Source organism: Paenibacillus marchantiae (assembly GCF_028771845.1).
GTDB lineage: Bacteria > Bacillota > Bacilli > Paenibacillales > Paenibacillaceae > Paenibacillus > Paenibacillus marchantiae.
The window spans coordinates 2225702-2245225 of record NZ_CP118270.1 but is presented as its reverse complement, the minus strand read 5'-3'; the positions used below and the strand labels follow the sequence as shown (position 1 = coordinate 2245225).

General features: G+C 42.8%; 25 protein-coding genes. 11 read left to right on the top strand and 14 right to left on the bottom strand.

Features of this window, described 5'->3' with window-relative positions:
• Positions 1-362: 362 nt before the first annotated feature.
• On the bottom strand, positions 363-1097 hold the full coding sequence (locus PTQ21_RS10200; protein WP_063565963.1) for a nuclease-related domain-containing protein: 735 nt from the start codon (positions 1095-1097) through the stop codon (positions 363-365).
• A 247-nt stretch (positions 1098-1344) separates the two neighbouring features.
• Positions 1345-2238 carry an NAD(P)-dependent oxidoreductase gene (locus PTQ21_RS10195; protein WP_269053487.1) on the bottom strand — a complete coding sequence of 298 codons (894 nt, stop codon included), beginning with the start codon at positions 2236-2238 and terminating at the stop codon, positions 1345-1347.
• Between the two features lie 196 nt (positions 2239-2434).
• Between PTQ21_RS10195 and PTQ21_RS10190 the strand changes: the two genes are divergently transcribed.
• Genes PTQ21_RS10190 through PTQ21_RS10180 form a run of 3 tightly spaced genes read left to right on the top strand, consistent with a single transcriptional unit; the run spans position 2435 to position 6193 of the window.
• Positions 2435-3571 carry an endospore germination permease gene (locus PTQ21_RS10190; protein ID WP_274569740.1) on the top strand — a complete coding sequence of 379 codons (1137 nt, stop codon included), beginning with the start codon at positions 2435-2437 and terminating at the stop codon, positions 3569-3571.
• Positions 3528-5033: a spore germination protein gene (locus PTQ21_RS10185; protein WP_269053486.1), complete on the top strand. Its 1506-nt coding sequence runs from the start codon at positions 3528-3530 to the stop codon at positions 5031-5033. Before PTQ21_RS10190 ends, PTQ21_RS10185 begins: the two co-directional genes overlap by 44 nt.
• Positions 5030-6193 (top strand): Ger(x)C family spore germination protein, encoded by a 1164-nt coding sequence (locus tag PTQ21_RS10180; protein WP_274569739.1) that lies wholly within the window; start codon positions 5030-5032, stop codon positions 6191-6193. Before PTQ21_RS10185 ends, PTQ21_RS10180 begins: the two co-directional genes overlap by 4 nt.
• Positions 6194-6347: 154 nt before the next feature.
• Here the strand turns inward: PTQ21_RS10180 and PTQ21_RS10175 are convergent, their stop codons facing one another.
• From PTQ21_RS10175 to PTQ21_RS10165, 3 genes are all read right to left on the bottom strand, one after another.
• On the bottom strand, positions 6348-6677 hold the full coding sequence (locus PTQ21_RS10175; RefSeq protein ID WP_063565967.1) for a hypothetical protein: 330 nt from the start codon (positions 6675-6677) through the stop codon (positions 6348-6350).
• A gap of 192 nt (positions 6678-6869) precedes the next feature.
• The gene (locus PTQ21_RS10170) at positions 6870-7241 is read right to left on the bottom strand and encodes a hypothetical protein (RefSeq protein ID WP_274569738.1); all 372 of its coding nucleotides are present in this window, start codon (positions 7239-7241) and stop codon (positions 6870-6872) included.
• Between the two features lie 29 nt (positions 7242-7270).
• Entirely contained in the window at positions 7271-7417 is a 147-nt protein-coding gene (locus PTQ21_RS10165; protein WP_274569737.1) for a hypothetical protein, read from the bottom strand.
• A 97-nt stretch (positions 7418-7514) separates the two neighbouring features.
• On the opposite strand from PTQ21_RS10165, the gene PTQ21_RS10160 reads away from it, so the two are divergent.
• Both PTQ21_RS10160 and PTQ21_RS10155 read left to right on the top strand, forming a co-directional pair.
• Entirely contained in the window at positions 7515-7859 is a 345-nt protein-coding gene (locus tag PTQ21_RS10160) for a hypothetical protein (RefSeq protein WP_063565969.1), read from the top strand.
• Between the two features lie 239 nt (positions 7860-8098).
• Entirely contained in the window at positions 8099-8629 is a 531-nt protein-coding gene (locus PTQ21_RS10155) for a hypothetical protein (RefSeq protein ID WP_063565970.1), read from the top strand.
• Positions 8630-8735: 106 nt separating this feature from the next.
• On the opposite strand, the gene PTQ21_RS10150 is transcribed toward PTQ21_RS10155, so the two are convergent.
• Both PTQ21_RS10150 and PTQ21_RS10145 read right to left on the bottom strand, forming a co-directional pair.
• Positions 8736-9032 (bottom strand): WXG100 family type VII secretion target, encoded by a 297-nt coding sequence (locus tag PTQ21_RS10150; RefSeq protein WP_274569736.1) that lies wholly within the window; start codon positions 9030-9032, stop codon positions 8736-8738.
• 40 nt (positions 9033-9072) lie between these two features.
• Entirely contained in the window at positions 9073-10440 is a 1368-nt protein-coding gene (locus PTQ21_RS10145; protein WP_274569735.1) for a lipase family protein, read from the bottom strand.
• Positions 10441-10610: 170 nt separating this feature from the next.
• Here PTQ21_RS10145 and PTQ21_RS10140 point away from each other — a divergent pair, with 170 nt between their 5' ends.
• Both PTQ21_RS10140 and PTQ21_RS10135 read left to right on the top strand, forming a co-directional pair.
• Positions 10611-10856 (top strand): hypothetical protein, encoded by a 246-nt coding sequence (locus PTQ21_RS10140; RefSeq protein ID WP_274569734.1) that lies wholly within the window; start codon positions 10611-10613, stop codon positions 10854-10856.
• A gap of 37 nt (positions 10857-10893) precedes the next feature.
• Positions 10894-11226 carry a DUF1433 domain-containing protein gene (locus PTQ21_RS10135; RefSeq protein ID WP_274569733.1) on the top strand — a complete coding sequence of 111 codons (333 nt, stop codon included), beginning with the start codon at positions 10894-10896 and terminating at the stop codon, positions 11224-11226.
• 42 nt (positions 11227-11268) lie between these two features.
• Here the strand turns inward: PTQ21_RS10135 and PTQ21_RS10130 are convergent, their stop codons facing one another.
• The 5 genes from PTQ21_RS10130 to PTQ21_RS10110 form a co-directional block, all read right to left on the bottom strand.
• Positions 11269-11520 (bottom strand): hypothetical protein, encoded by a 252-nt coding sequence (locus PTQ21_RS10130; protein ID WP_274569732.1) that lies wholly within the window; start codon positions 11518-11520, stop codon positions 11269-11271.
• A 245-nt stretch (positions 11521-11765) separates the two neighbouring features.
• Positions 11766-12047 (bottom strand): hypothetical protein, encoded by a 282-nt coding sequence (locus PTQ21_RS10125; protein ID WP_099855497.1) that lies wholly within the window; start codon positions 12045-12047, stop codon positions 11766-11768.
• 295 nt (positions 12048-12342) lie between these two features.
• Entirely contained in the window at positions 12343-13641 is a 1299-nt protein-coding gene (locus tag PTQ21_RS10120) for a galactokinase (RefSeq protein WP_274569731.1), read from the bottom strand.
• A gap of 163 nt (positions 13642-13804) precedes the next feature.
• Entirely contained in the window at positions 13805-14416 is a 612-nt protein-coding gene (locus tag PTQ21_RS10115) for a hypothetical protein (RefSeq protein WP_274569730.1), read from the bottom strand.
• A 28-nt stretch (positions 14417-14444) separates the two neighbouring features.
• Positions 14445-15185, bottom strand: a complete 741-nt coding sequence (locus PTQ21_RS10110) for a hypothetical protein (RefSeq protein ID WP_274569729.1) — start codon at positions 15183-15185, stop codon at positions 14445-14447.
• Between the two features lie 135 nt (positions 15186-15320).
• Here PTQ21_RS10110 and PTQ21_RS10105 point away from each other — a divergent pair, with 135 nt between their 5' ends.
• The 4 genes from PTQ21_RS10105 to PTQ21_RS10090 all read left to right on the top strand — a co-directional run bounded on the left by PTQ21_RS10105 (position 15321) and on the right by PTQ21_RS10090 (position 18393).
• Positions 15321-15785 (top strand): hypothetical protein, encoded by a 465-nt coding sequence (locus tag PTQ21_RS10105; protein WP_274569728.1) that lies wholly within the window; start codon positions 15321-15323, stop codon positions 15783-15785.
• 199 nt (positions 15786-15984) lie between these two features.
• Positions 15985-16911 carry a DUF2268 domain-containing putative Zn-dependent protease gene (locus tag PTQ21_RS10100; RefSeq protein ID WP_274570473.1) on the top strand — a complete coding sequence of 309 codons (927 nt, stop codon included), beginning with the start codon at positions 15985-15987 and terminating at the stop codon, positions 16909-16911.
• Complete coding sequence (locus PTQ21_RS10095; RefSeq protein WP_274569727.1) at positions 16886-17653, top strand: MerR family transcriptional regulator; 768 nt, start codon at positions 16886-16888, stop codon at positions 17651-17653. The genes PTQ21_RS10100 and PTQ21_RS10095 overlap by 26 nt, the downstream gene beginning before the upstream one ends.
• 68 nt (positions 17654-17721) lie before the next feature.
• The gene (locus tag PTQ21_RS10090) at positions 17722-18393 is read left to right on the top strand and encodes a metal-dependent hydrolase (protein WP_274569726.1); all 672 of its coding nucleotides are present in this window, start codon (positions 17722-17724) and stop codon (positions 18391-18393) included.
• 70 nt (positions 18394-18463) lie between these two features.
• Here the strand turns inward: PTQ21_RS10090 and PTQ21_RS10085 are convergent, their stop codons facing one another.
• Positions 18464-18790: a nucleoside triphosphate pyrophosphohydrolase gene (locus PTQ21_RS10085; RefSeq protein WP_274569725.1), complete on the bottom strand. Its 327-nt coding sequence runs from the start codon at positions 18788-18790 to the stop codon at positions 18464-18466.
• Between the two features lie 228 nt (positions 18791-19018).
• Positions 19019-19522 (bottom strand): hypothetical protein, encoded by a 504-nt coding sequence (locus PTQ21_RS10080; RefSeq protein WP_338020323.1) that lies wholly within the window; start codon positions 19520-19522, stop codon positions 19019-19021.
• Between the last annotated feature and the right edge of the window lie 2 nt (positions 19523-19524).

Sequence of the window (19524 nt, the reverse complement as noted above, 5' to 3'; positions counted from 1 at the left end):
TCTATGATTCCATCTCATATCGTATAATCTTCCCCTTATCTTCTGTATGTACCTGTATTACATCCACCTCTACTTCAATCCATGAACAGTTCACTCCATAAATATCCTTTCGGATAACATAGATAGATCACTATGAAATCTGGTCTTTATTTTATCATAAGTTAAATACTGGGTGTATAAGACAATGTGCCTGCATGCTCATGCTCATGCTACATTTCTGCCTGTCCTATTCTCACTTACGGAGAGAACAAAAAAACACGGTCATCCATGAAGGACAACCGTGTTGATAAGTCTGACTGGCTATGTTGCATTATTCGTTTCAATTCATCGCGCATGGATGTTGCCACAGATTCAGATTCCTCTTATTTAATGCCTTTCGCCTTCTCCATATGATCAGCCCGAATCTGGGGATCCGTGGAATTGACTGCGGACAGCATGTTGTAGATCGCCTGAATATCCTGTTCTTTATACAACGTTTCGGGGACTTCGGTCTCAAGCCTTTCCGTTTTGCGCAGAATGGTCTCCACCAATTCATGATCATAGATAATCAGTTCATCCGAATTGACATATCTCACAGCGGGATCAACACTGATCCGGCAGCGATTGGTGAAGGTCACCATGGAGACGAGACGAACCCTTTTATAATCGCCGAGGTGTGCCTGAATGGCCTCCACATGCCCTCGGTGTTGCATCAATGGGTTGTACATCTTGATTCGGCTGCTGCTGACTGTCCAGTTGGCCTCTCTTCGGCCGCCACGAATCTCACCCGTCGTCAGGTTTCGTGTCTCAATCACGAATATTCCCCGCGGACCGATGACGACATGATCAATCGATGAGTAACCCGAGCGGGACTTGGTATTGGCAACAAGCAAGTCGTTCAGCACTTTGTATTCACCCGGAAGAGCATGCAGCTGCTGGGCAGTGCTTGGTTCCTCTGGCTGACGGGTCCAATCTCCATCTGATTTCGTTTTTTTGCGTCTACTGCGGACCATACGCGTGGGAATGGGGGCCGTTGACGGTAAAGATGAAGCGGAAGCTGTGATCTGGTTCGCGAGCTCTGGCTGTGACTTGAACAGAGACAGGATTTTTTTGAACATGGGCAAGCTCCGTTCTATGTAGTGTGGGTTTCGCACATCCATTATGTATACTTCTATTACTTATGTCGGATAAAGAGGGGCAAAAATAAAGGGAAGAGGACCAAAAATCCATTGTTCAACTAAAGTATATACCAATATTTAACCAATACTGTGACTTTAGACGCATACGGGAAGGAGAATTTTTATAAAAACAGCGTATTCCTTTCTATTGAAGAAAAAGAACACGCTGTTGTCTTGGTTGTGAGGATTAAGCCTGTAAATAATATGTGTAAAGCACCTGTGTACCCTTCTCATCCAGACCGTTGCTGGATATTTCCTGATACAAGGATTCAGCCAAGGCCAGCCCTGGCGTCTTCATACCCATGGCTTTGGCAGATTCGAGAGCGATACCCATGTCTTTGATAAAATGTTTCACATAGAATCCAGGCTTATAATCGCCTGCGATCATGCGCGGACCGAGATTGCTAAGCGACCAGCTTCCGGCTGCACCGGTAGCGATGCTTTTCAGCACATTCTCCGCGTCCAGACCGGATGTCTTGGCATAAGCGAGTGCCTCGCAAACACCCATCATGCCTGAAGCAATGGCGATCTGGTTGCACATTTTGGTATGCTGTCCTGCTCCGGCCTTGCCTTGCAGCACAATATTGGTGCCCATTTGCTCGAACAACGGACGAACCGCTTCAAAGGCCTCCGTACTACCACCTACCATAATGGACAGTTTGGCATCCCGTGCACCGATATCCCCACCGGAAACCGGTGCATCCAATGCATGCAGTCCATTAGCCTCCGCGGCTTCATAGATCCGTTCAGCCAGCAGTGGACTGGATGTGGTCATATCAATCAGGTACGAGCCCAGTTTGGCGTTTGCCACGAGACCATCCTCACCAAGATAAATCTCCTCGACATCCTTCGGATACCCCACCATCGTGATGATGACATCACACTCGGCTGCCAGTTTGCCTGGTGTGTCATGCCATACGGCACCTTCCTTCACCAACGCTTCCGCTTTGGCGGCCGTGCGCGTATAGACATGCAGCGGATAGCCTGCCTGCTGGATGTGCCCTGCCATGCTTTTGCCCATAACGCCTGTACCGATAAAGCCAACTTTCGTCTCTCCAGGTGCCTTCGTTGTATTTGTCATCGTAGGTTTCCTCCTATTTCTCTATACTTCGTTTGGAGCTTGTCTTCTAAACTTGCTATATCTGTATGTTAATGCTTTCTGTCTCTTCCGTCTATCTTGTTTCGTCTTCTATTGTTCAAAAAAATAAAATAGGAATCGAAAATCCATTTCCTGTACAACCTAACGGAAACTTCCTTGAACGGAAAGGAGGATTCCCATGAGCCGTGAAAAGGGAGAAATCACGATATGGCTGTCCTTTCCCATCATTTTGTTAAGTGCAGGCCTCGTGTGCCATGTTCTGTCCATTCCAGCAATTCTGGATTATGCAGGCAGAGATGGCTGGCTATCGGTAGTCGCTGCTGCTCCCTTCTTTTTGTTATTTCTATGTATGATGTTCGTTATTATCCGGCGGGTACGCGGACAGCGTTTGACGGACTGGATCACGCGGGAATTTGGCGCAATTCCTTCATGGATTTTCCGTATCACTGCCTCACTCATGCTGCTTGCACTTGGATCACATACCTTATATGAAACAACAAACTGGACGGTATCCACCTATCTGCAATTCACCCCACCCTATGTGCTCGCAGGCGTGGGAGCACTGGTTGCTGCCTGGGCGGCTGCCAAAGGTATCCGTTCCATTGCCATGACTTCAAGTCTTCTGCTTCCGTTCGTGATCCTGCTTGGATATTTCGTGATGTCCGCCAACATGAAATATAAAGACTATGGTCAGTTGTTTCCCATCATGGAATATGGTTCCGGCCCCGTCCTAAGGGGCATGATCTATTCGCTTGCTGGACTGATGGAAATCTGGATCTTGATGCTGTTCCAACACGATATCAAAAGTAAAATTCGCTGGTGGCATCTTCTGCTGCTCGGGTTATTCATGCTCAGTATGGCGATTGGTCCAACGCTGGGAGCCATCGTTGAGTTCGGTCCGGAGGAAGCAGCAAAACAGCGAAATAGTCCCTATGAGCAATGGAAGCTGGTGAATATCGGGAAATTGCTCCAGCACGTGGATTTCCTGTCCATCTATCAATGGCTAAGTGGTTCATTTGCCAGAGTGGCGATCTCCATCTATCTTATCGTCGATCTGCTCGATTTTCGCAGACCCAAGAAAAGGTATGTTGCCGTCCTAATCGTCACCTTCATTATGTGCGCCATAGCTGTACAGTGGTGGAGAATTGATTACGTTGACTATTATGTAAACCATATTCAATTTCCCGTGATGCTCGCTTATGTATCCACGGTTACAGTCCTGTTGACCCTCGCCGCATTCATACACAAAAAAGATAAGGAGGCTCCCGCTCATGCCGCTCACAACCACACCAAAGAAGAACCCCCATCTGGCTGAACCATTCCGAATCAATGAGCATAATCTGACGACGTTTTTTGCAGGTTCAGACGATGTGATCATCAGCAGCCATATGATTGGGGAGTCTCCGCAGCAGATTGTCATTGTGTATTGCAGCGGTATGGTCGACAGCAAATCCATATATGATATTATTCTTCCCGAATTGACGCGAACGTACGAGAGTACTCACTTTGTTCGTGCATCGGATATTGAGAAGTCCATTACCTTGCAATGGACAAGTATAGACATACAGAACAACCCACTGGGAAAGGAACTCATGTCCCTGCGGGTGTTTGAGGGACATATGCTCATCTGCATTCCTTCCATCCAGAAGATGTGGAGTATGGATATATCCAACATACCTACACGGTCGCCGGATGAATCCACCACTGAAGTATCGATCCGCGGATCACGAGATGGCTTTATCGAACGACTTTCAGTCAATATTGCATTAATTCGTACACGCCTGCGTACGGCTGAATTAGCCTGTAACATTGAATTAATCGGTTCTCGCTCCGTGACCAAAGTCGCCCTGATGTATATTAAGGACATTGCCAATCCCGAACTGATTGATGATGTCAAGAATCAGCTGCGCAAAATCGACATCGAGCGCATTATGACCGCTAATGAATTGGAGGAATTATTGTCCCCTTCCAAAGTCACATTGTTTCCGGTAACCCATTACACGGGCAGACCTGATTTTGCGGCGGAATGTCTGCTGAACGGTCGTTTCGTCATTATCGTGGATGGCAATCCCAGTGTCATCATCGGACCCGTTAATTTGTTTCTGCTTCTCAAATCACCCGAGGATGCCAGCTTCCCGTTTCTTCCGGTGAATGTGGGCCGCATGCTGCGTTTTATCGGGCTATTAATAACCGTATTCTTGCCTGGTTTCTATATTGCGCTGACTTCTTTTCACATGGACCAGCTACCCTTTCCGCTTGTAGCTACGATCTCGGTTGGGCGTATGGGTCTACCTATGGAGTCTGGTGTGGAAATGTTTCTCATTATGCTTCTGATGGAGCTGTTCCGGGAAGCAGGAGTGAGGCTTCCCAGCGCCATTGGTCAGACGCTGACCGTTGTTGGAGGATTGATTATTGGGGATTCGGCCATCCGTGCAGGCATGGTTTCCCCGCTCATGATTGTCGTCATTGCCGTAACCGTAGTGGCCGGCGCAACGATTGTGAATCAGGTCATGACCAGTTCTGTTCTGATTCTGCGTTTTTTCTGTTTTGTATTGGGGGCATCCCTTGGCATATACGGGTTCATTCTGTCCATTATCCTGTTCCTGATCTATCTGACCGATCTGAAATCGTTCGGCATTCCTTATCTGACGCCGCTCAGTCCGCTTAATTTCAAACAGGCACTCGCCTCCTTGTTCAAACTTCCGAAAGGATGGATGAAACGTAGACCTGTCTATCTGGAAACGCAGGAGCCGCGTAAAGAAGGGAATGAGCGATGAAGCGGCTTATACAACGATGGTTGCTAGGGCTGCTAAGTCTCTCTCTTTGTTTCGTGACCAGCGGGTGCTGGAGTGCATATGAGATCCAACAGGTGGATTATGCCAAAGCGATCGGGATCGATTACAAAGACGGGTTGTACCATATGTATGTTCAGAGCATGGACTTTACCAGTGTAGCCAAAAGCGAAAGTTCAACCAAAACTGCGGAAGCTCCACCTGTATGGGTTGGACATGCTTCGGGGAAAACATTGAATCTGGCGGTAAACGAACTGTTCCGAAGTTCCCAGCTGCATATCGCCTGGGGCCATGTGACGGCCATTGTCATGGCCGAAAGTATCCTGACAAGCAAGCATATTAAGGAAGTGTTTGACATGCTTGGACGTTTTCCGGAATCACGTTACACAACCTGGGTATACGGCACTCGCGATCCACTGGAAAATATTCTGAGTGCCACGTCCATATACAATTTGTCGCCGCTGGATAGCATTCTGCATAACCCTCTTCCCTCGTTCCTGGAAGAATCGCTGTTTCCTCCGGTGCTCAGTTTCAAACTCATTGCCACCCATAACAATGCGTCCACGACAACTTATCTGCCTTGCATCACCTTGAACAAGGAGCACTGGTCGCAGAACAAAAAGAATTATGAGCTGTTTATGATTGACGGTGCTTTTTTTGAAAGAACCGGGGATGACTTTGAATATTTGCCCCATAGCAAGCTTCCTGGATTTCACTGGTTACTTAAGGATATGCGGCGTGCGCCATTGATCATTGAAAACGAAGGAACCATCTATGGCGCGCTCAGCGTTGGTTTGCCCAACGTCAAAATTGTACCCGTCATTCGTGGGAATGAGGTTCATTTCAACATCGATGCCAAATACCTGACCGCCTTGTATGAATATCTCAGCCCTGTTTCCTATGACGAGATGGTCCGATTCAGCGAGAAGACATTGCGGGAGCAAATCTTGCAAACGTATCGTGAAGGTCTGAAACGTGGGGTCGATGTCTATGGACTTCAGGAGAAGGTTTATCGCAAAAATCCAAGCCTGTGGCGCAAGCTGTCCAACAACGGTACAAAGATGATCCTGACGGAAGATTCCATTCAGAAGCTGGACATTCATATTACCATTCCATATACGGGAAAATTCCGTAGGAAAGTGTAGCCACAGAAAATCCCCTACCGTATGAAACGGATAAGGGGATTTTTTGGTTGATGCTGCAATTATTTTGTGTAGGGGTTGAAACGTTTCATAACATTCGTCAGATCATCTAATCTTCGTTGTCCAGGGATGTATGCAAATGCAACCTTTCTTTTCTTTAAAAGCTAAATTTTAATCCTAAATATTCAACTACGATCCATGAAACAGGCCAAAGTAATGGAACATGAACGACCCAGTAAGGGGCTTTATATCGCCCGTTCTCGTAACTAATCCCACAATAAAAAATCGCGAATAATACACCCAAAGGATAGGTGAAAAGAATTTTACCCATTAGATCACGGGAAGTATCATATGTGTGTGGATACGGTGCCGATAAGGACATACCAAGTCCAAAAAGAGCCATAGGCCAAATAAACAAAGTAACTCCATATAAAATCAAAAATAATAATAAATAATTGTATAACTTCTCATTTTTTCTCTTGCTCATATGCCCTCCTGATTGCCTGAACGTAATCTCCCAACTTGAATAACCTTATCAGAAGATTTTACAGGATGGATATGGAAATATAAATAGTTTATTCCTTACTGATTAATAAAAAGACCTCCAACCATACAGGTTAGGAAGTCATTAATGATGTTAAATTATCGTATTTACCCTATGCAGCGACCGTCTATCAGACTATTTTCCATTCTGCCTATAGTACTCCATTATTCGCATACGTGTGGTCAAAATCAGGGTCTGTGGCAGTAGCACCACAAATATAAAAAGCGGCACAATCATCACCAGATGAGCGGCAAAATTCTCTGCACCAAACGATGGTTTGGGAAGCTCAATGAAGTACCACCAGCACGGGATGGCAACCAACCAGGTCAGTCCAGTCGAGATGAACATATCCTTTACATCACTCCACAGAAAACAGAACAACGCGACAAATACAATTGGAACAGTCCAAGAATCTAATATTGGCCCCCAGCTCTGGAAGACAAAGATAATGGCAGGATACAAAAGATTAATGGTCCATCGCCAGATCGGATTGTGGTAGATAAACATAATACCTCCTTGCTCGGCAAGTGCACTGATTAATAAGGAGACGGCGCTTTACGCCGATCTTCGTGGTCTGCTTCTTCCATCTTCCTTATATATCGTTTTAATTGCTCTTTGTGTTCTTCTAACTCTGCTAATTTGGATGTAGTCCCTTCAAGAAAAGTCGACATTTTTGCAGACAAGTTTACTGCAGACTCTCCCTTCCAATCTTGCAGCCTTCCATAATATGCACTAAAGTGTCTTTAGAGTTTATTTCCATAAAAGGAGAATTAATGCCCTATGAAAATAAAACCTGTAGCTCTGATCTTACTTATTTTTTTATTTTTATTAGGAGGATGTTCAAGTATGTCTACCTCAGATAAGCAAAATATTTTAGAAACAGCTACACCAATAAGTGTTCAGTACATAAAGAAGTACTACAATGCGGACTTTATTGTAACAAGTCATGATATTGACGACCCTTCCATCCATTCACGCCTATACCTTTACGGTCATGTTCCAGGACATGAGGATGAACGTATTACCGTTTCCTATAATTATGATACAAAGGAGGTTCTCAGTGTAGAAGGACCAGGCTGGTTTATAGATAGCCGAAATCCGAAAAAGGAAGTACCTTCTTCCTGAGAAAAATCTGCAAAGAAATACACCGATATATTTACACTTCGTTATATAAGATTGGGAGAAAACCTCCCAATCTTTTTTCTTTCAATCTCAATGAGCTAAATATATGGAGTGCTTATAGGACGTTCTTACCAGTCTGATCAGAGATATGCTTATTTCTGGGAAAGAAATGAAGAATATAAGCATGATTATGGATATTATAGCTCATACTACCTTCAGGAAATTATTGAAGGAGTGACAACATGAGGTTAAAAAGCATTATCGCCGTTGGAACGGTGTTAACTTGCTCGACTCTGTTATGGGGATGTGGCAATGCCAATATGAACCATGCTTCGGAGCAGAAGGAGACCGTTCAAACCGAGAGTTGGAACGATCCCAAACGACTGGAGGCTTCCCACCTGGAAGCGTTGGAACGGATGGAAAAGGATCATATTCATCGTATGGTTTCGCTGAATGCGAGCATGGATGAAGACAAAGTAATGACCACCCTTGAACGATCCACCCAGAAGCTGGAGGAAATGAGACCGCTCGCTGAAATGCTGCAACATGAGGGCCATCCAACGCTGTTACAACGAATTCAGGAGATGGCTGGAGATATTCAAGGCTCGAAGGAAGTGGTTGCTGAGATGAAAAAACTGCCTCAGGACGGTAAAATTAAGATCCAGTCTGAAAATTCCGATTCCTTGCACCACATCAGCAGTTTTCGCGATTACCACCAGTACATGCAAGAAAAGATTCAGACTTTGAACAAGGCGAAGTCAGCTACACATTAATCAGTATCGGCAACTCAGATAGCATTGCTCCACTGTTTAAAAAACAAACCATAATAGTTAGGTGGGAAGGTTCATTCCTATCTAACTATTTTCTTGTAAAGAGGTATTACTCTACCCTGCTGCGATCCCTGCGATCTTCTCTGTCCGCTTCCTCCATTTTACGAATATATCGCATCAGTTCTTCTTTATGAGCTTCGAGTTCATTCAGCTTTGCAGATGCCCCATCCATAAATGACTGCATCTTATGTGTCAGCTCTGTTGCAGATGTACCGATCCAGTCTTGCTTCAATCGGCCATGAATGGAGCGCATTTTCTGTTCCTGCTGCATGAGCCGTTGCTGCAACTGCTCACATTGCTGAACAGCCCTTCTTAAATCAGACAAGGATACGGATATTCTGCCCATTTCTCATTTCCTCCTGTTAGTCCTTCTATGTAGAAATGCATTAGTGTTGGTCTGCGATTACAAAATCTTCTCTTTTACGTTCAATATATTCAGCAATTTCGCTGATGGATTCCTGATACCAACGATTGATTGCTTGTAACGTTGCTGTTGCGTTATAGGCGATGGGTGTAAAGGACTGACTTTCGCTGGTAGATATATGTGTCTGAAACATCTGAATCGAAGCCTGGGCATCATTCGAGAAGCCACTTAAACTTAGCCTCATCTCCCTAGCAGCCTGCGCTAACTCTTCCGTTGTTAATTGAATCTTGCCCCCGCCTTTACCACTAACAATTCCTGTAGCTGCTGCGATCAACGGAGGAACAATACCTGCCATCAAATTGGAGAAGGTGGCTAATGCCTCCTGATGGGCCGTCCACCTAGGAGAAATATCAATGGTTTCACCAGTGTTCCGGTCTATTAGTGGTCCTTTTAGATTTCCATTCTCATCAAACTCATATTGATCCATGGAATGATACCCTTTGCCTTCGTCCTTCGAGAATGAATCAAAAAATCTTATAATATCACCAACATGAAGCTTGTCCAGATCCACACCTATTCTTACGTCATGAACTAACATGGGCGAGCCTGCACCCAGAGGCTGAAAAGGAACCTTTAACTGAAACTGAAATTTCCAATTCTGATACATCGCATTAGCGGTGTCAAAGTCCTGACCCTTATACACGGTACTTCCTACGTGCCTGTCATATTCACTTATTCCCCCAGCCCCTACAGAATCATTGGGATGAACCACGTTAACCATTTTGTTATCAAAATGACCCTCATTCACCTTGGACAAACTGACATCATCCAGGAGATTCGTTACACTAGGAGCACTATACGTCATCCCAGACACATCCTGACGAGCAGCTACATATTGAGCTAAACCGCCACCCAGGGAATGACCCGTCAATGAAATGTCTGAATCAGGGTACGCCTCCTTCACCGCCTCATACAATTCCTCAGCTTGGTGAAACTGATTATTTTCCCAATCCATGTTATCCTTCATAAGCTTGAAGGGACTATTTTTAAATATATTATGACGTTCTGGATCGGTTATCGCATCTTCAAGCCTTCTGGTTCTGCCACCTACGACATCGAAGGCATCTGTCTCAATATCAGCTGCTTTTCCAATAATACCTTCAGGTTCAGTACCTCTATAACCGATGATAACTTGATTTGTTTCTTCATTTCGAAAGATAATTGAATCGAAGCCCGAATATTTTTTATGCAGCGTGGCTCCTTCTGGTTCAACTGCTTTCCAATCTTTATATTTAGCATCTTCCGAGATAACGGTACCCACAGAAATGTCATTTTGGTAAGCAATTGTCGATATTTTATGATATAGTTCATCACTGATGTAATCCTGCATAACCAACCTCCTAATTCAATGCATTTTTATTCTTATATGTAATCTGGTTTAAATTAAGTGTCTATAGTATATTTATACCATCATATGAAAGCCGAGGTGCTAATGATTTGAAAAAAAGATTACTTTTCTTTTTAACCTTGGGACTAATTTTTACTATTCTAGGAGGGTGTATGTCTACTCAAGAGAAAGAAATTCTTGCTGATGCAGAGCAGTTTGCCCATAAATACTTATTGGATAATTATGGGTTGGAGGTTGATTTTACTGATCATAAGTTTTCACCAGTTGATCTCGATAAATCTGTAGGAATACATGGCCATGTCAAGGGAGACGATGACCAAAAAGTATTTGTACTTGTAAAATACGATCCTCTGAAGGTAGAAACGCTTTCTCTCCCTGAAGGAACGGACAAGAAATAATACATCACATTTCATTGGTACGGCAAGGAGTAATGAAGTGAATATTCCTAATAGAAAATATCTTACATTAGCGTTCTTGTTTATATGGTTCATTTTTGCTTTCATCGTATTAAGCGGATGTATGTCAAGTGAACAAAAAGACATCCTTCAAAAAGCCGAAGAAGCAAGTCTCACTTACTTTAAAGAAAACTATGGAATTGATGTAGAATTCACAAATCATAAATTCATTCCGGCTGACTTATCTCAAACGGTATCATTGACGGGATATGTGAAAGGCAACAAAGATCAAGAAGTATTCGCTATGGTGGATTATGATACCTATGAAGTCAAAACAGGTTCAGTGCCTGATCATATCAAACCTCTTAAATAAATCGATTCATTTCTCACTAAGAAGTAAGATATTGTTTAGAATTTATTTTTTCTTTTGTTTAAGCAGTTCTTTGGGGACAATGGCTGTTTGGAATTCAAACGTATCATAATCAATAAGAATAGAGATTTCCGTTTCTTTGTCTTCTTTGACATGTCCGCTTAGACTAACATTGTGACTAAGATCTTTTGGCATGAACTTATGATCTGTAAACTCAACTTCCGTATTGTATTGATCTATGAAATACTGTTGACCAATTTCTGTGGCCTGTTCAATGATTTTGTTTTGATTGGGCATAGAATTGCATCCTCCAAGGATAAGTAATAGAAGTATAGATATCATAGATAAACATTTAAGCTTTTTAAAAATATTATTCACCCCCTATATATGTGAACTTATACCAAAAGAAGTAGAATCATTATAGTGCATCTTTGGCCTAATGAAGTTATTAGGCAGTGAATGTACACATAATTCCTCCATACCCACTGCCCTCACTTTAACATGCTAATCATTCAAAGGTATTTACCCTAATATTCCATTGTTCATTCCACCCACAAGGATACCCATATAAAAATGCTGAACAACATTACTGGCATAAGCGCCCCAGTGGCTAACATGATCCAAAGTGTTACTGGCCTTACATTCAGGAAGTATTGATCAAACCAGTGAAATCTTTCTTTCCGCCATTTGGCAAACTTGAGTTGCCTGATCATACGCTTCAACATTTTCTGCCGCTGCTTTCCTTCTTCCACTTCTTCCAGCGTACGTCGCAACTCGTCATACAAACGCGCCTCTTCCTGCTCAGCCAGTGTGGTTGTCGTCATTCTGCATCCCCTCCCTTACCTAATTAACACGGAAACACGTCCAAAGTTTGGAATTATATAGAGAACTGAACTTAAGATTGCTCACGTTCCACAATCATCTTCGCCAACTCCTGATCTGAAGTTATTAATAACGGACCGTTCCCTCAGAAAAAGTCGAGAGCGAGCTATCTCTCCTAATGTAGACAACAAAAAGCGATCCTCCTCCATGACTAGCGTCAATCTGGAGAACCGCTATAATGTACTGTTTAATACTACTTATACAGGTTAAACATCGCAGTGTGTTACACCGACAAGATTAACCCACGTTTTCGATTAATGTGTTCAAACATACCGCACCCTGCGCACGTACATTAACCACAATAATTGGCGTATTCAGCATACCGTGCATCCAGGACATATACTCCTCAACCTTTTCGTTGGGAAGAATCGTCAGAATGACCCCTGCAAATCCACCGCCGTGAATACGGCAAGCGCCATCACCCAGCTTTTGTAGATAATTTTCAGTTAACGCCAGTGCGATACCAATCTCCTGTTCCTTCACCGAGCCGCTCTGGTATACATTCTGGAGCCACTTCCAGGAAGAATTCCCGGATGCCGTAATCAGATTCAGGAAATCAGCAAAACGCCCTTCCCTCAAGGCCTGTACCTGACCGTCCACCCGATTGTTTTCCTCCAAGAAATGCAGCGCACGCAGTACCGCACGATCCCCCGCTGCTTCACGTACCTGTTTGAGATTGGCATACATCGCCTCGGCCGTAATTTCTCGGACATACTCGCTGCCCAGCGCTTTAGCAACCGCTCTCATCTCATAAGGAACTGCAGCATAGTCCTCAGTCAGATCCGCGTGATTCCCACCTGTGTTTACAATGACCAATGAGTAGCCGTTTTGTTGGAAATCCCATTGTACAGGCTCAATTACAGGCTCGGCCGGATTCTCAAAATCAATCGCAATCAGCCCACCGTAGGCACAAGCCATCTGATCCAGCAGACCGGATGGTTTATTCCAATAGTTGTTCTCCGCATACTGACCAATCTTGGACATAACCACCACATCCAGTGATCCATCATTGTAGAAATGATTCAGAATCGTACAAATCAGCATCTCGAACGATGCCGACGAGCTCAGCCCGGACGCCGAGAACACGTTACTGGAGATGTACGCCTGGAAGCCGCCCACTTTGTATCCGAACTGCCCAAATCCCGCAGCCATACCACGGATCAACGCCGTAGTGCCGTCGTCCTCAGCCTTCGGTGCCAAATCTGTGAGATCGATTACATATTTCTGTTCATAGCCTTCTGAATAAAAGGTAATTACCGAATCCGTCGTTGGCGCAGCCACCGCTATCGTATCCAGCGTAATACTGCCCGCCAGCACCTTACCATGGTTATGATCCGTGTGGTTGCCCCCAATTTCGCTACGTCCAGCCGCGCTGAACAATTTGCTGCCCTCTTGTACGCCAAAATACTGTTCGAATGATTCATTGAGCTTTGTGTAACGTGCTGTCTGTTCTTCTAGTTGTTGCTGACCGTACATTTGGACAAGCAACGCTTGGCCTGAAGTGGATTGGATCAGTTCCAGTGGTTGTGTAGTCATTGATAATCCTCCTATGGATATGCAGCATTTATTCTTTTGACGTAAATGATGAACAATACGGGGAACAATTTATGCCCCTTTACTCTCCCATTATCTCAGCTTCGTTTCGTAAAAGGTAGGGTAGAATTGAAAGTTTGTAAGCGTTTTTTGAAGACATTTTATCTTATTTAATAGGTTTAAATTTAATCTGATTAATAATAAATTCATTGTCGACTTTATCGAAGGTATACGTGATATTGAAGTCACACACATATGTAGGAGATATACCAATAGAGCCTGGAAGACTTAATTTAATTTTGTGATTATACAATGTATAAATAACAACACCACCGAAAGCAAGCTCATCTTGATTATAGTCTGGTGCTGGATCGAAATCATAATTGAAATTATCTACTTGCCCTTGTGAAATCACTGTAATAGCTAATGTACCATCATCATTTTTAGATATACGCGATTCAATATGCTCAGCAACAATATCCTCATAACGCTGTACTTTAATTTCAGATAAGTTATCGGAGTTAACGACATGAATTTCATAGTTATCCAAGCCTGTCCCTCGACCAGTCTGAATGATTATTACAGCCTCTTCCTTACCATCACCGGTAAGATCGGTATAAAATAACTGCGGCTTCGTTCCCGAATGATGAGAAATGCTCCAATCAAAATCTTTTGCGCGCCCATTTATATCTAGAGTTACTCTTTCAATTGCATCTTCAGTTTCTTTAATTGCATAAAGTTTTACCTGTTCATCCTCAGAAGATCCGATTAATTTCAATTTTGAATTTGTTTCTGATTAACAAAAATTAATCCAATGAATTTAACCGAATGGTTACCTTCCTCGTTTCACGATCATTGGAATCAAACCAATCCTTAATTACGTTATATTCACTTGTTTCTAATGCTGCTGTTTCAATCGTGAAATGGTTATTGTCCATCCATTCATAAGAGATGATGGGCCAGGTTGGTTTCAACATGAAAGCTTCTTCCAAATCAGTTGATGTATATGGGATGATTTCTAATTTTTTGAGATCCACGGCAACAAGGATTTGTCTCTTAACCAGACCGCCTTCATCATAAGCATATCGAATTAACACCTGCTGATAGTCAGAGGAAAGTTTATAATCTTGTAAAATGCCCTCAGGCATCGGCAAGCTATGCGTCCCTCTATCATCAGTTTTCACCAAAAGGGTATAGCAAGCTTTGTTTCCACAGCCATACTTCAGCATTGAATATGTTTCCGAAGAAGGCACCTCCAATACTTCCACATGTGTACGATCTATTTCAGTTTGGAAGTCCTGTTCGTTCATCAGGTAGCGCCTATACTCTGGGACGTCGTTAAGAGGTAATTGCAGGGTTGCTTCTTCATTCGTGATTTCAATGATATTGGGTAATGAAGATGCCTTGTTATACAAGCCTGAAGAGTTGGTATCGTTATCATTTTCCACCTGATATGCGGGAGGTTCTAACCTAGAAAACCATATCATAATTACCGCTGAAGTAACGAGTACTATAACTAGTAGCAAAAAGAACATTTTCTTTTTCATAGCACTCCTCCTTCGTGCATGGTTTCGATCCAGAACCAAATGGATTATACTACAAAGATATCCATTTTTGGTGTCAGATCGGTTTCAATGTTATTTTCATGAGATAACCCACTATTCAGGTTAAGAGGTGAATCTATGAACGTTATTTTAAACAAACAACCAGATAAACGTCGTATAAACGTAGCGATGCTTATGTATCTCGTACTAATGATTTTATTTTATGGCATTTATGTTTCCTTGGAATCGGATCGGATAGCTCAATCACAACAGTGGACTTCCGGTGGTTCCATAAGCGACCAAGCGATCGAGTCAATGAGTCAACTGGGAAGATGGACGTCAATCACTGAATCGCTGTTTCTGATTCTTTTCATACTCGTGATGATCATGATGATTACGCGGAATCGAAGTAATGTAAGAAGATTACTCCCTTTTGCCTTATGGAATGTCGCTTTGTTTGTTGGGGTTGGTGCGGTCAGTTTGGTGGGTTCACAGGTCACGTCAATGTCCGTTGGCAACCTGGCACAACCCATTATCGTACCTGCGTTTCTATTGGCTGCGTTGTTCATATATGTGGTTTGGGGATTAATGAAACGTGGATAACGTGTGTGAGGCGATTATAAACGTTCAAAAACTTTGGTTTTTTTCTCCATAGATATCTGGATTGCAGCCAATTTTTTTTACAACTTATCTTAGAATCGGATCGATTAATGCACTTAAACGTATCGCAAATTCCTCCTTGACTGTTACGTAAGGTCATACTTGATAATGGGCTCAAGTTCACCTAAAGGAGAGATTAATGATGAAGATTACCGCGTTACGCTCAGATAAAATCTATAAAGAGATCATCAAGGCTGCACCTGATGACAAATTGGAGTTATACCGCGAGCACATGATGAGTCCTTTCATGAACAAATGGAACATTCAACAGATTCCATTTCGATCAAGCGAGCCTCACGGCTTCGACGTGATCATGATGAATAACTTTATGAACATCGCTCCCGCAGATATCACGACCGAGATTAACGAATCGTTAGCAGCGATTTCGTCTGAAATATTTTGGCAACAGTGTCATGAAGCCGTTCGTACGAGTCTATCTACCTTTACAGATCATGGGATTGAGCTGTCTGTCTCCGAATATCTATATACGATTTTGTTAGGCGATAAGAACAGTCCATCACTCACCATGAACGAAGGCATCAGCGGAGATGGTGGAATCCCAGGGTATATTATTGTGAACCTGATCCCCAATAGGTATACTCTACCTCGTATTCAATCCGTGTTATCCCATGAATGCAATCATAATGTGAGATATCAATATATCCAGTGGGATCCACAGATTACGCTCGGGGAAATGATTGTTAGTGAGGGGCTGGCCGAGAGCTTTGCGACATCCCTGTATGGAGAAGAGTTGCTAGGCCCCTGGGTAGCCAAAACGGATATGGAGACTTTGAACACCTTCATTAAACCAAAAATGAAAGACCAGTTGCATGTCACCGGTTTTGACCAGATTAATCCCTATCTATACGGCGATGGACTTGCAAGATTGCAAAACTTCATACCCGTAGGTATGCCCTATGCGGCCGGCTATGCCTGCGGTTATCACTTAATCCAATATTATTTGAACAAGACAGGTACACCGATTACCGAAGCAACCATCACTCCGGCAAGTGTTATCCTTGCTGAAACAAAGGACTTTTGGAATGAAGACACCCTATTTCACCGTTAAAGATATCATTCAGATCACTGGAATCACCAAACGCGCATTACATTATTACGATAAAACAGATCTATTAAAACCGAGCAAAGTCGAAGACAATGGCTATCGGTATTACGATCAAGAGGCACTGGGGAATCTGCAGATGATTCTATTGTTTAAAGAAATGAATTTCTCATTAAAAGACATTGCAGCCATGATGCAACTCTCCAAAGAAGAACAGAAAGATATCCTAAGAAAGCACCGCAGCACACTCGTTCAACGCAAACAAAAGCTCGAAACCATCATCGATCAGTTGGACGAGTATGTGGATGGGACGATTATCTCTCATCTTCATCTGTTTGACGACTCTTCCATTCTGTCCATTCAAGAACAATATGAATCCGAGGCGAAGTTTGTATATGGAGACACCGAGAAATATCAGGAATTTGAAGCCAATGTGAGCGAGCTGTCTGCGGATGAGCAAGAACAAGCTTACCAGCAGTTCTCGATTAACATGGAGCAGGTATTTCGGGAATTGGCGAAGCATCAGGATCTGTCCCCTGCTTCTGGTGAGGTGCAAGCGTTAGTGCGTGAATGGAAGAGTTGCTTGGAACAGTTCATGGTCTGTGATGCTGAGATTCTGAGGTGCATCGCAGAAGCCTATACGACGGATCGTCGCTATGTGGGTTATTTTGATCAGTTTGGCGATGAGGAATTTGTGAGGTTTTTGTATCAAGCGATTATGGTTTATGTGGAGGGGGAGGAAAAGTGACTTTGTGTGAAGTGAGAATCCATCACTAAAAGAATTAAATGTATGAATCAGGCTCAGGAGGTAACTCGATGCAAATGTTTCTTCATATGGCTATACACTTGATTACGGGCGGAACAATTCTATTACTTTTTCTAAATAAGCGGTTATCTCTTACTAAAGACTATATAATCACTATTGTTTTGGGATCTATTATTGCTATCACTCCTGACATCACTAAGTACTTTGGTGATATATTGTTACATTCTCTTGCTATGGTTCCCTTAAATGGAGCTGCATATGGCTGGATCATCTATAAAACCTTAAACGTTCGGTTCTTCTGGGCATGGATAAGTACGATGGCCACATTATTCATCGGGCATCTTCTTATAGACTTTCTTGGTAATGGAATTAATTTGTTCTATCCTTTTACGAACCAAGAACAGAATTTCGCGATCTTGGGATCAAATAATGAACTCATCATTTCTGCGTTGTTAGCCCTTGCCACTGCAATCACATTAATTTATAAAAAGGTTAAACCCATTGCAATAGTTTCATTAGTACTAGCGGCTTCATTTGTTGTAAGCTTAGGAATTTCTAATGCAATAATAAACTACTCTTTGCAACAACGTTACTCTTTCAAAGATCCACAATATATTATTGTCTATCCAGATAATACCCCATTTCAATGGAACTATTATGTAAGAATTGATGAACTCACTATTATTTCCGGCAAAGGAAGTTATTTCACAGTGACAAAATAATCCCGGACGCATGATGCATCCGGGTGATCAGTTCATCAGCCAAGTTATTTGTAATGAGTTGAGTTTAACGTTAAGCTTCGTCGACATCGATCAGATACACCCGTTCCTGGAATCCACCGCGCTCCTCGGTTTTGTCAGCCCGCAGCTTATCCAGCTGCGCCGCATTCGCCCCGTGTACCTCTGCCAGCGCTCGGATCACTTCGAGCATGTCGGCCAGTTCTTCTAGCGCTTCCTGATCACTCGCTGCACTCATGTATTCTTCCGATTCTTCGCTCAGCTTTGTTTTTAATTCTTGCTTATATTCCTCCGGGTCCAGAATGCGTGTGCGGCATTCCTTACTGCTGGATGTGATGATATTTGGAATCTTGTCCCGCACCAATTTGTTGTATGTAGGCATGTGGTATAACATCCTTTCTGCTTTGGAGGTTTTCCAGCTTCACGTCAGAATCTCCCTTTTTGCCATTATACCCTTTGCTATGGAAGGAGCTAGGTTAATTTTGTAAAGTGGTTGGGATGGAACGAGGAGATAAAAATAACCCATGACTACTCGTATTCGAGTTGAAATGGGCTTTCTGCCATTATTAATGTCTAATTGTTCTGCATCAAAATCTGGTTCAGAAGGATTCTAAGCCAACATTTTCGAGACAATAACATTCGTATCCATCATTTCTTTATCAATCTCGATCAAGCAAGTGTCATCATCCATAGCTGGTTCATAACCGATTCTAACCTTCTCAATTGCATACTTGTTCTTAATATCAAGAATATACTCTATTAACTTCTGAGCTTTTAACGCTGTCTCTGAAGTTTCTCCGCTGAACAATTCCTCTTCAGGAAAATCAATTACAATATCTCCAGATTCCTCATCAAATGAAAATACAATCATCACGTCGTTAAAGGTATGGCCCAGGTTAAGCTGAGACAATAATATATTCCCCGTTCCCTTAGGAGAAAGAATCTCTTCAAGGCTCTCTATTTGCTGAAATTCAATATCGTTTTCACTACGGTTATCATAAAAGTGAGAACTTTTGATCCGATCCACCTGAATGTTCAAATCATTTTTAATGAATTGATCCAGATTATTTTTGTTAAAATCAATTAAAATGATTTCTAAACTTTCCAAATTCACAA

Coding starts and splice junctions, on each gene's coding strand:
- PTQ21_RS10200 (WP_063565963.1), bottom strand. CDS start 1,097: ATGTTCAAAAAAATCCTGTCTCTGTTCAAGTCACAGCCAGAGCTCGCG.
- PTQ21_RS10195 (WP_269053487.1), bottom strand. CDS start 2,238: ATGACAAATACAACGAAGGCACCTGGAGAGACGAAAGTTGGCTTTATC.
- PTQ21_RS10190 (WP_274569740.1), top strand. CDS start 2,435: ATGAGCCGTGAAAAGGGAGAAATCACGATATGGCTGTCCTTTCCCATC.
- PTQ21_RS10185 (WP_269053486.1), top strand. CDS start 3,528: ATGCCGCTCACAACCACACCAAAGAAGAACCCCCATCTGGCTGAACCA.
- PTQ21_RS10180 (WP_274569739.1), top strand. CDS start 5,030: ATGAAGCGGCTTATACAACGATGGTTGCTAGGGCTGCTAAGTCTCTCT.
- PTQ21_RS10175 (WP_063565967.1), bottom strand. CDS start 6,677: ATGAGCAAGAGAAAAAATGAGAAGTTATACAATTATTTATTATTATTT.
- PTQ21_RS10170 (WP_274569738.1), bottom strand. CDS start 7,241: ATGTTTATCTACCACAATCCGATCTGGCGATGGACCATTAATCTTTTG.
- PTQ21_RS10160 (WP_063565969.1), top strand. CDS start 7,515: ATGAAAATAAAACCTGTAGCTCTGATCTTACTTATTTTTTTATTTTTA.
- PTQ21_RS10155 (WP_063565970.1), top strand. CDS start 8,099: ATGAGGTTAAAAAGCATTATCGCCGTTGGAACGGTGTTAACTTGCTCG.
- PTQ21_RS10150 (WP_274569736.1), bottom strand. CDS start 9,032: ATGGGCAGAATATCCGTATCCTTGTCTGATTTAAGAAGGGCTGTTCAG.
- PTQ21_RS10145 (WP_274569735.1), bottom strand. CDS start 10,440: ATGCAGGATTACATCAGTGATGAACTATATCATAAAATATCGACAATT.
- PTQ21_RS10140 (WP_274569734.1), top strand. CDS start 10,611: ATGTCTACTCAAGAGAAAGAAATTCTTGCTGATGCAGAGCAGTTTGCC.
- PTQ21_RS10130 (WP_274569732.1), bottom strand. CDS start 11,520: ATGCCCAATCAAAACAAAATCATTGAACAGGCCACAGAAATTGGTCAA.
- PTQ21_RS10125 (WP_099855497.1), bottom strand. CDS start 12,047: ATGACGACAACCACACTGGCTGAGCAGGAAGAGGCGCGTTTGTATGAC.
- PTQ21_RS10120 (WP_274569731.1), bottom strand. CDS start 13,641: ATGACTACACAACCACTGGAACTGATCCAATCCACTTCAGGCCAAGCG.
- PTQ21_RS10110 (WP_274569729.1), bottom strand. CDS start 15,185: ATGAAAAAGAAAATGTTCTTTTTGCTACTAGTTATAGTACTCGTTACT.
- PTQ21_RS10105 (WP_274569728.1), top strand. CDS start 15,321: ATGAACGTTATTTTAAACAAACAACCAGATAAACGTCGTATAAACGTA.
- PTQ21_RS10100 (WP_274570473.1), top strand. CDS start 15,985: ATGAAGATTACCGCGTTACGCTCAGATAAAATCTATAAAGAGATCATC.
- PTQ21_RS10095 (WP_274569727.1), top strand. CDS start 16,886: ATGAAGACACCCTATTTCACCGTTAAAGATATCATTCAGATCACTGGA.
- PTQ21_RS10090 (WP_274569726.1), top strand. CDS start 17,722: ATGCAAATGTTTCTTCATATGGCTATACACTTGATTACGGGCGGAACA.
- PTQ21_RS10085 (WP_274569725.1), bottom strand. CDS start 18,790: ATGCCTACATACAACAAATTGGTGCGGGACAAGATTCCAAATATCATC.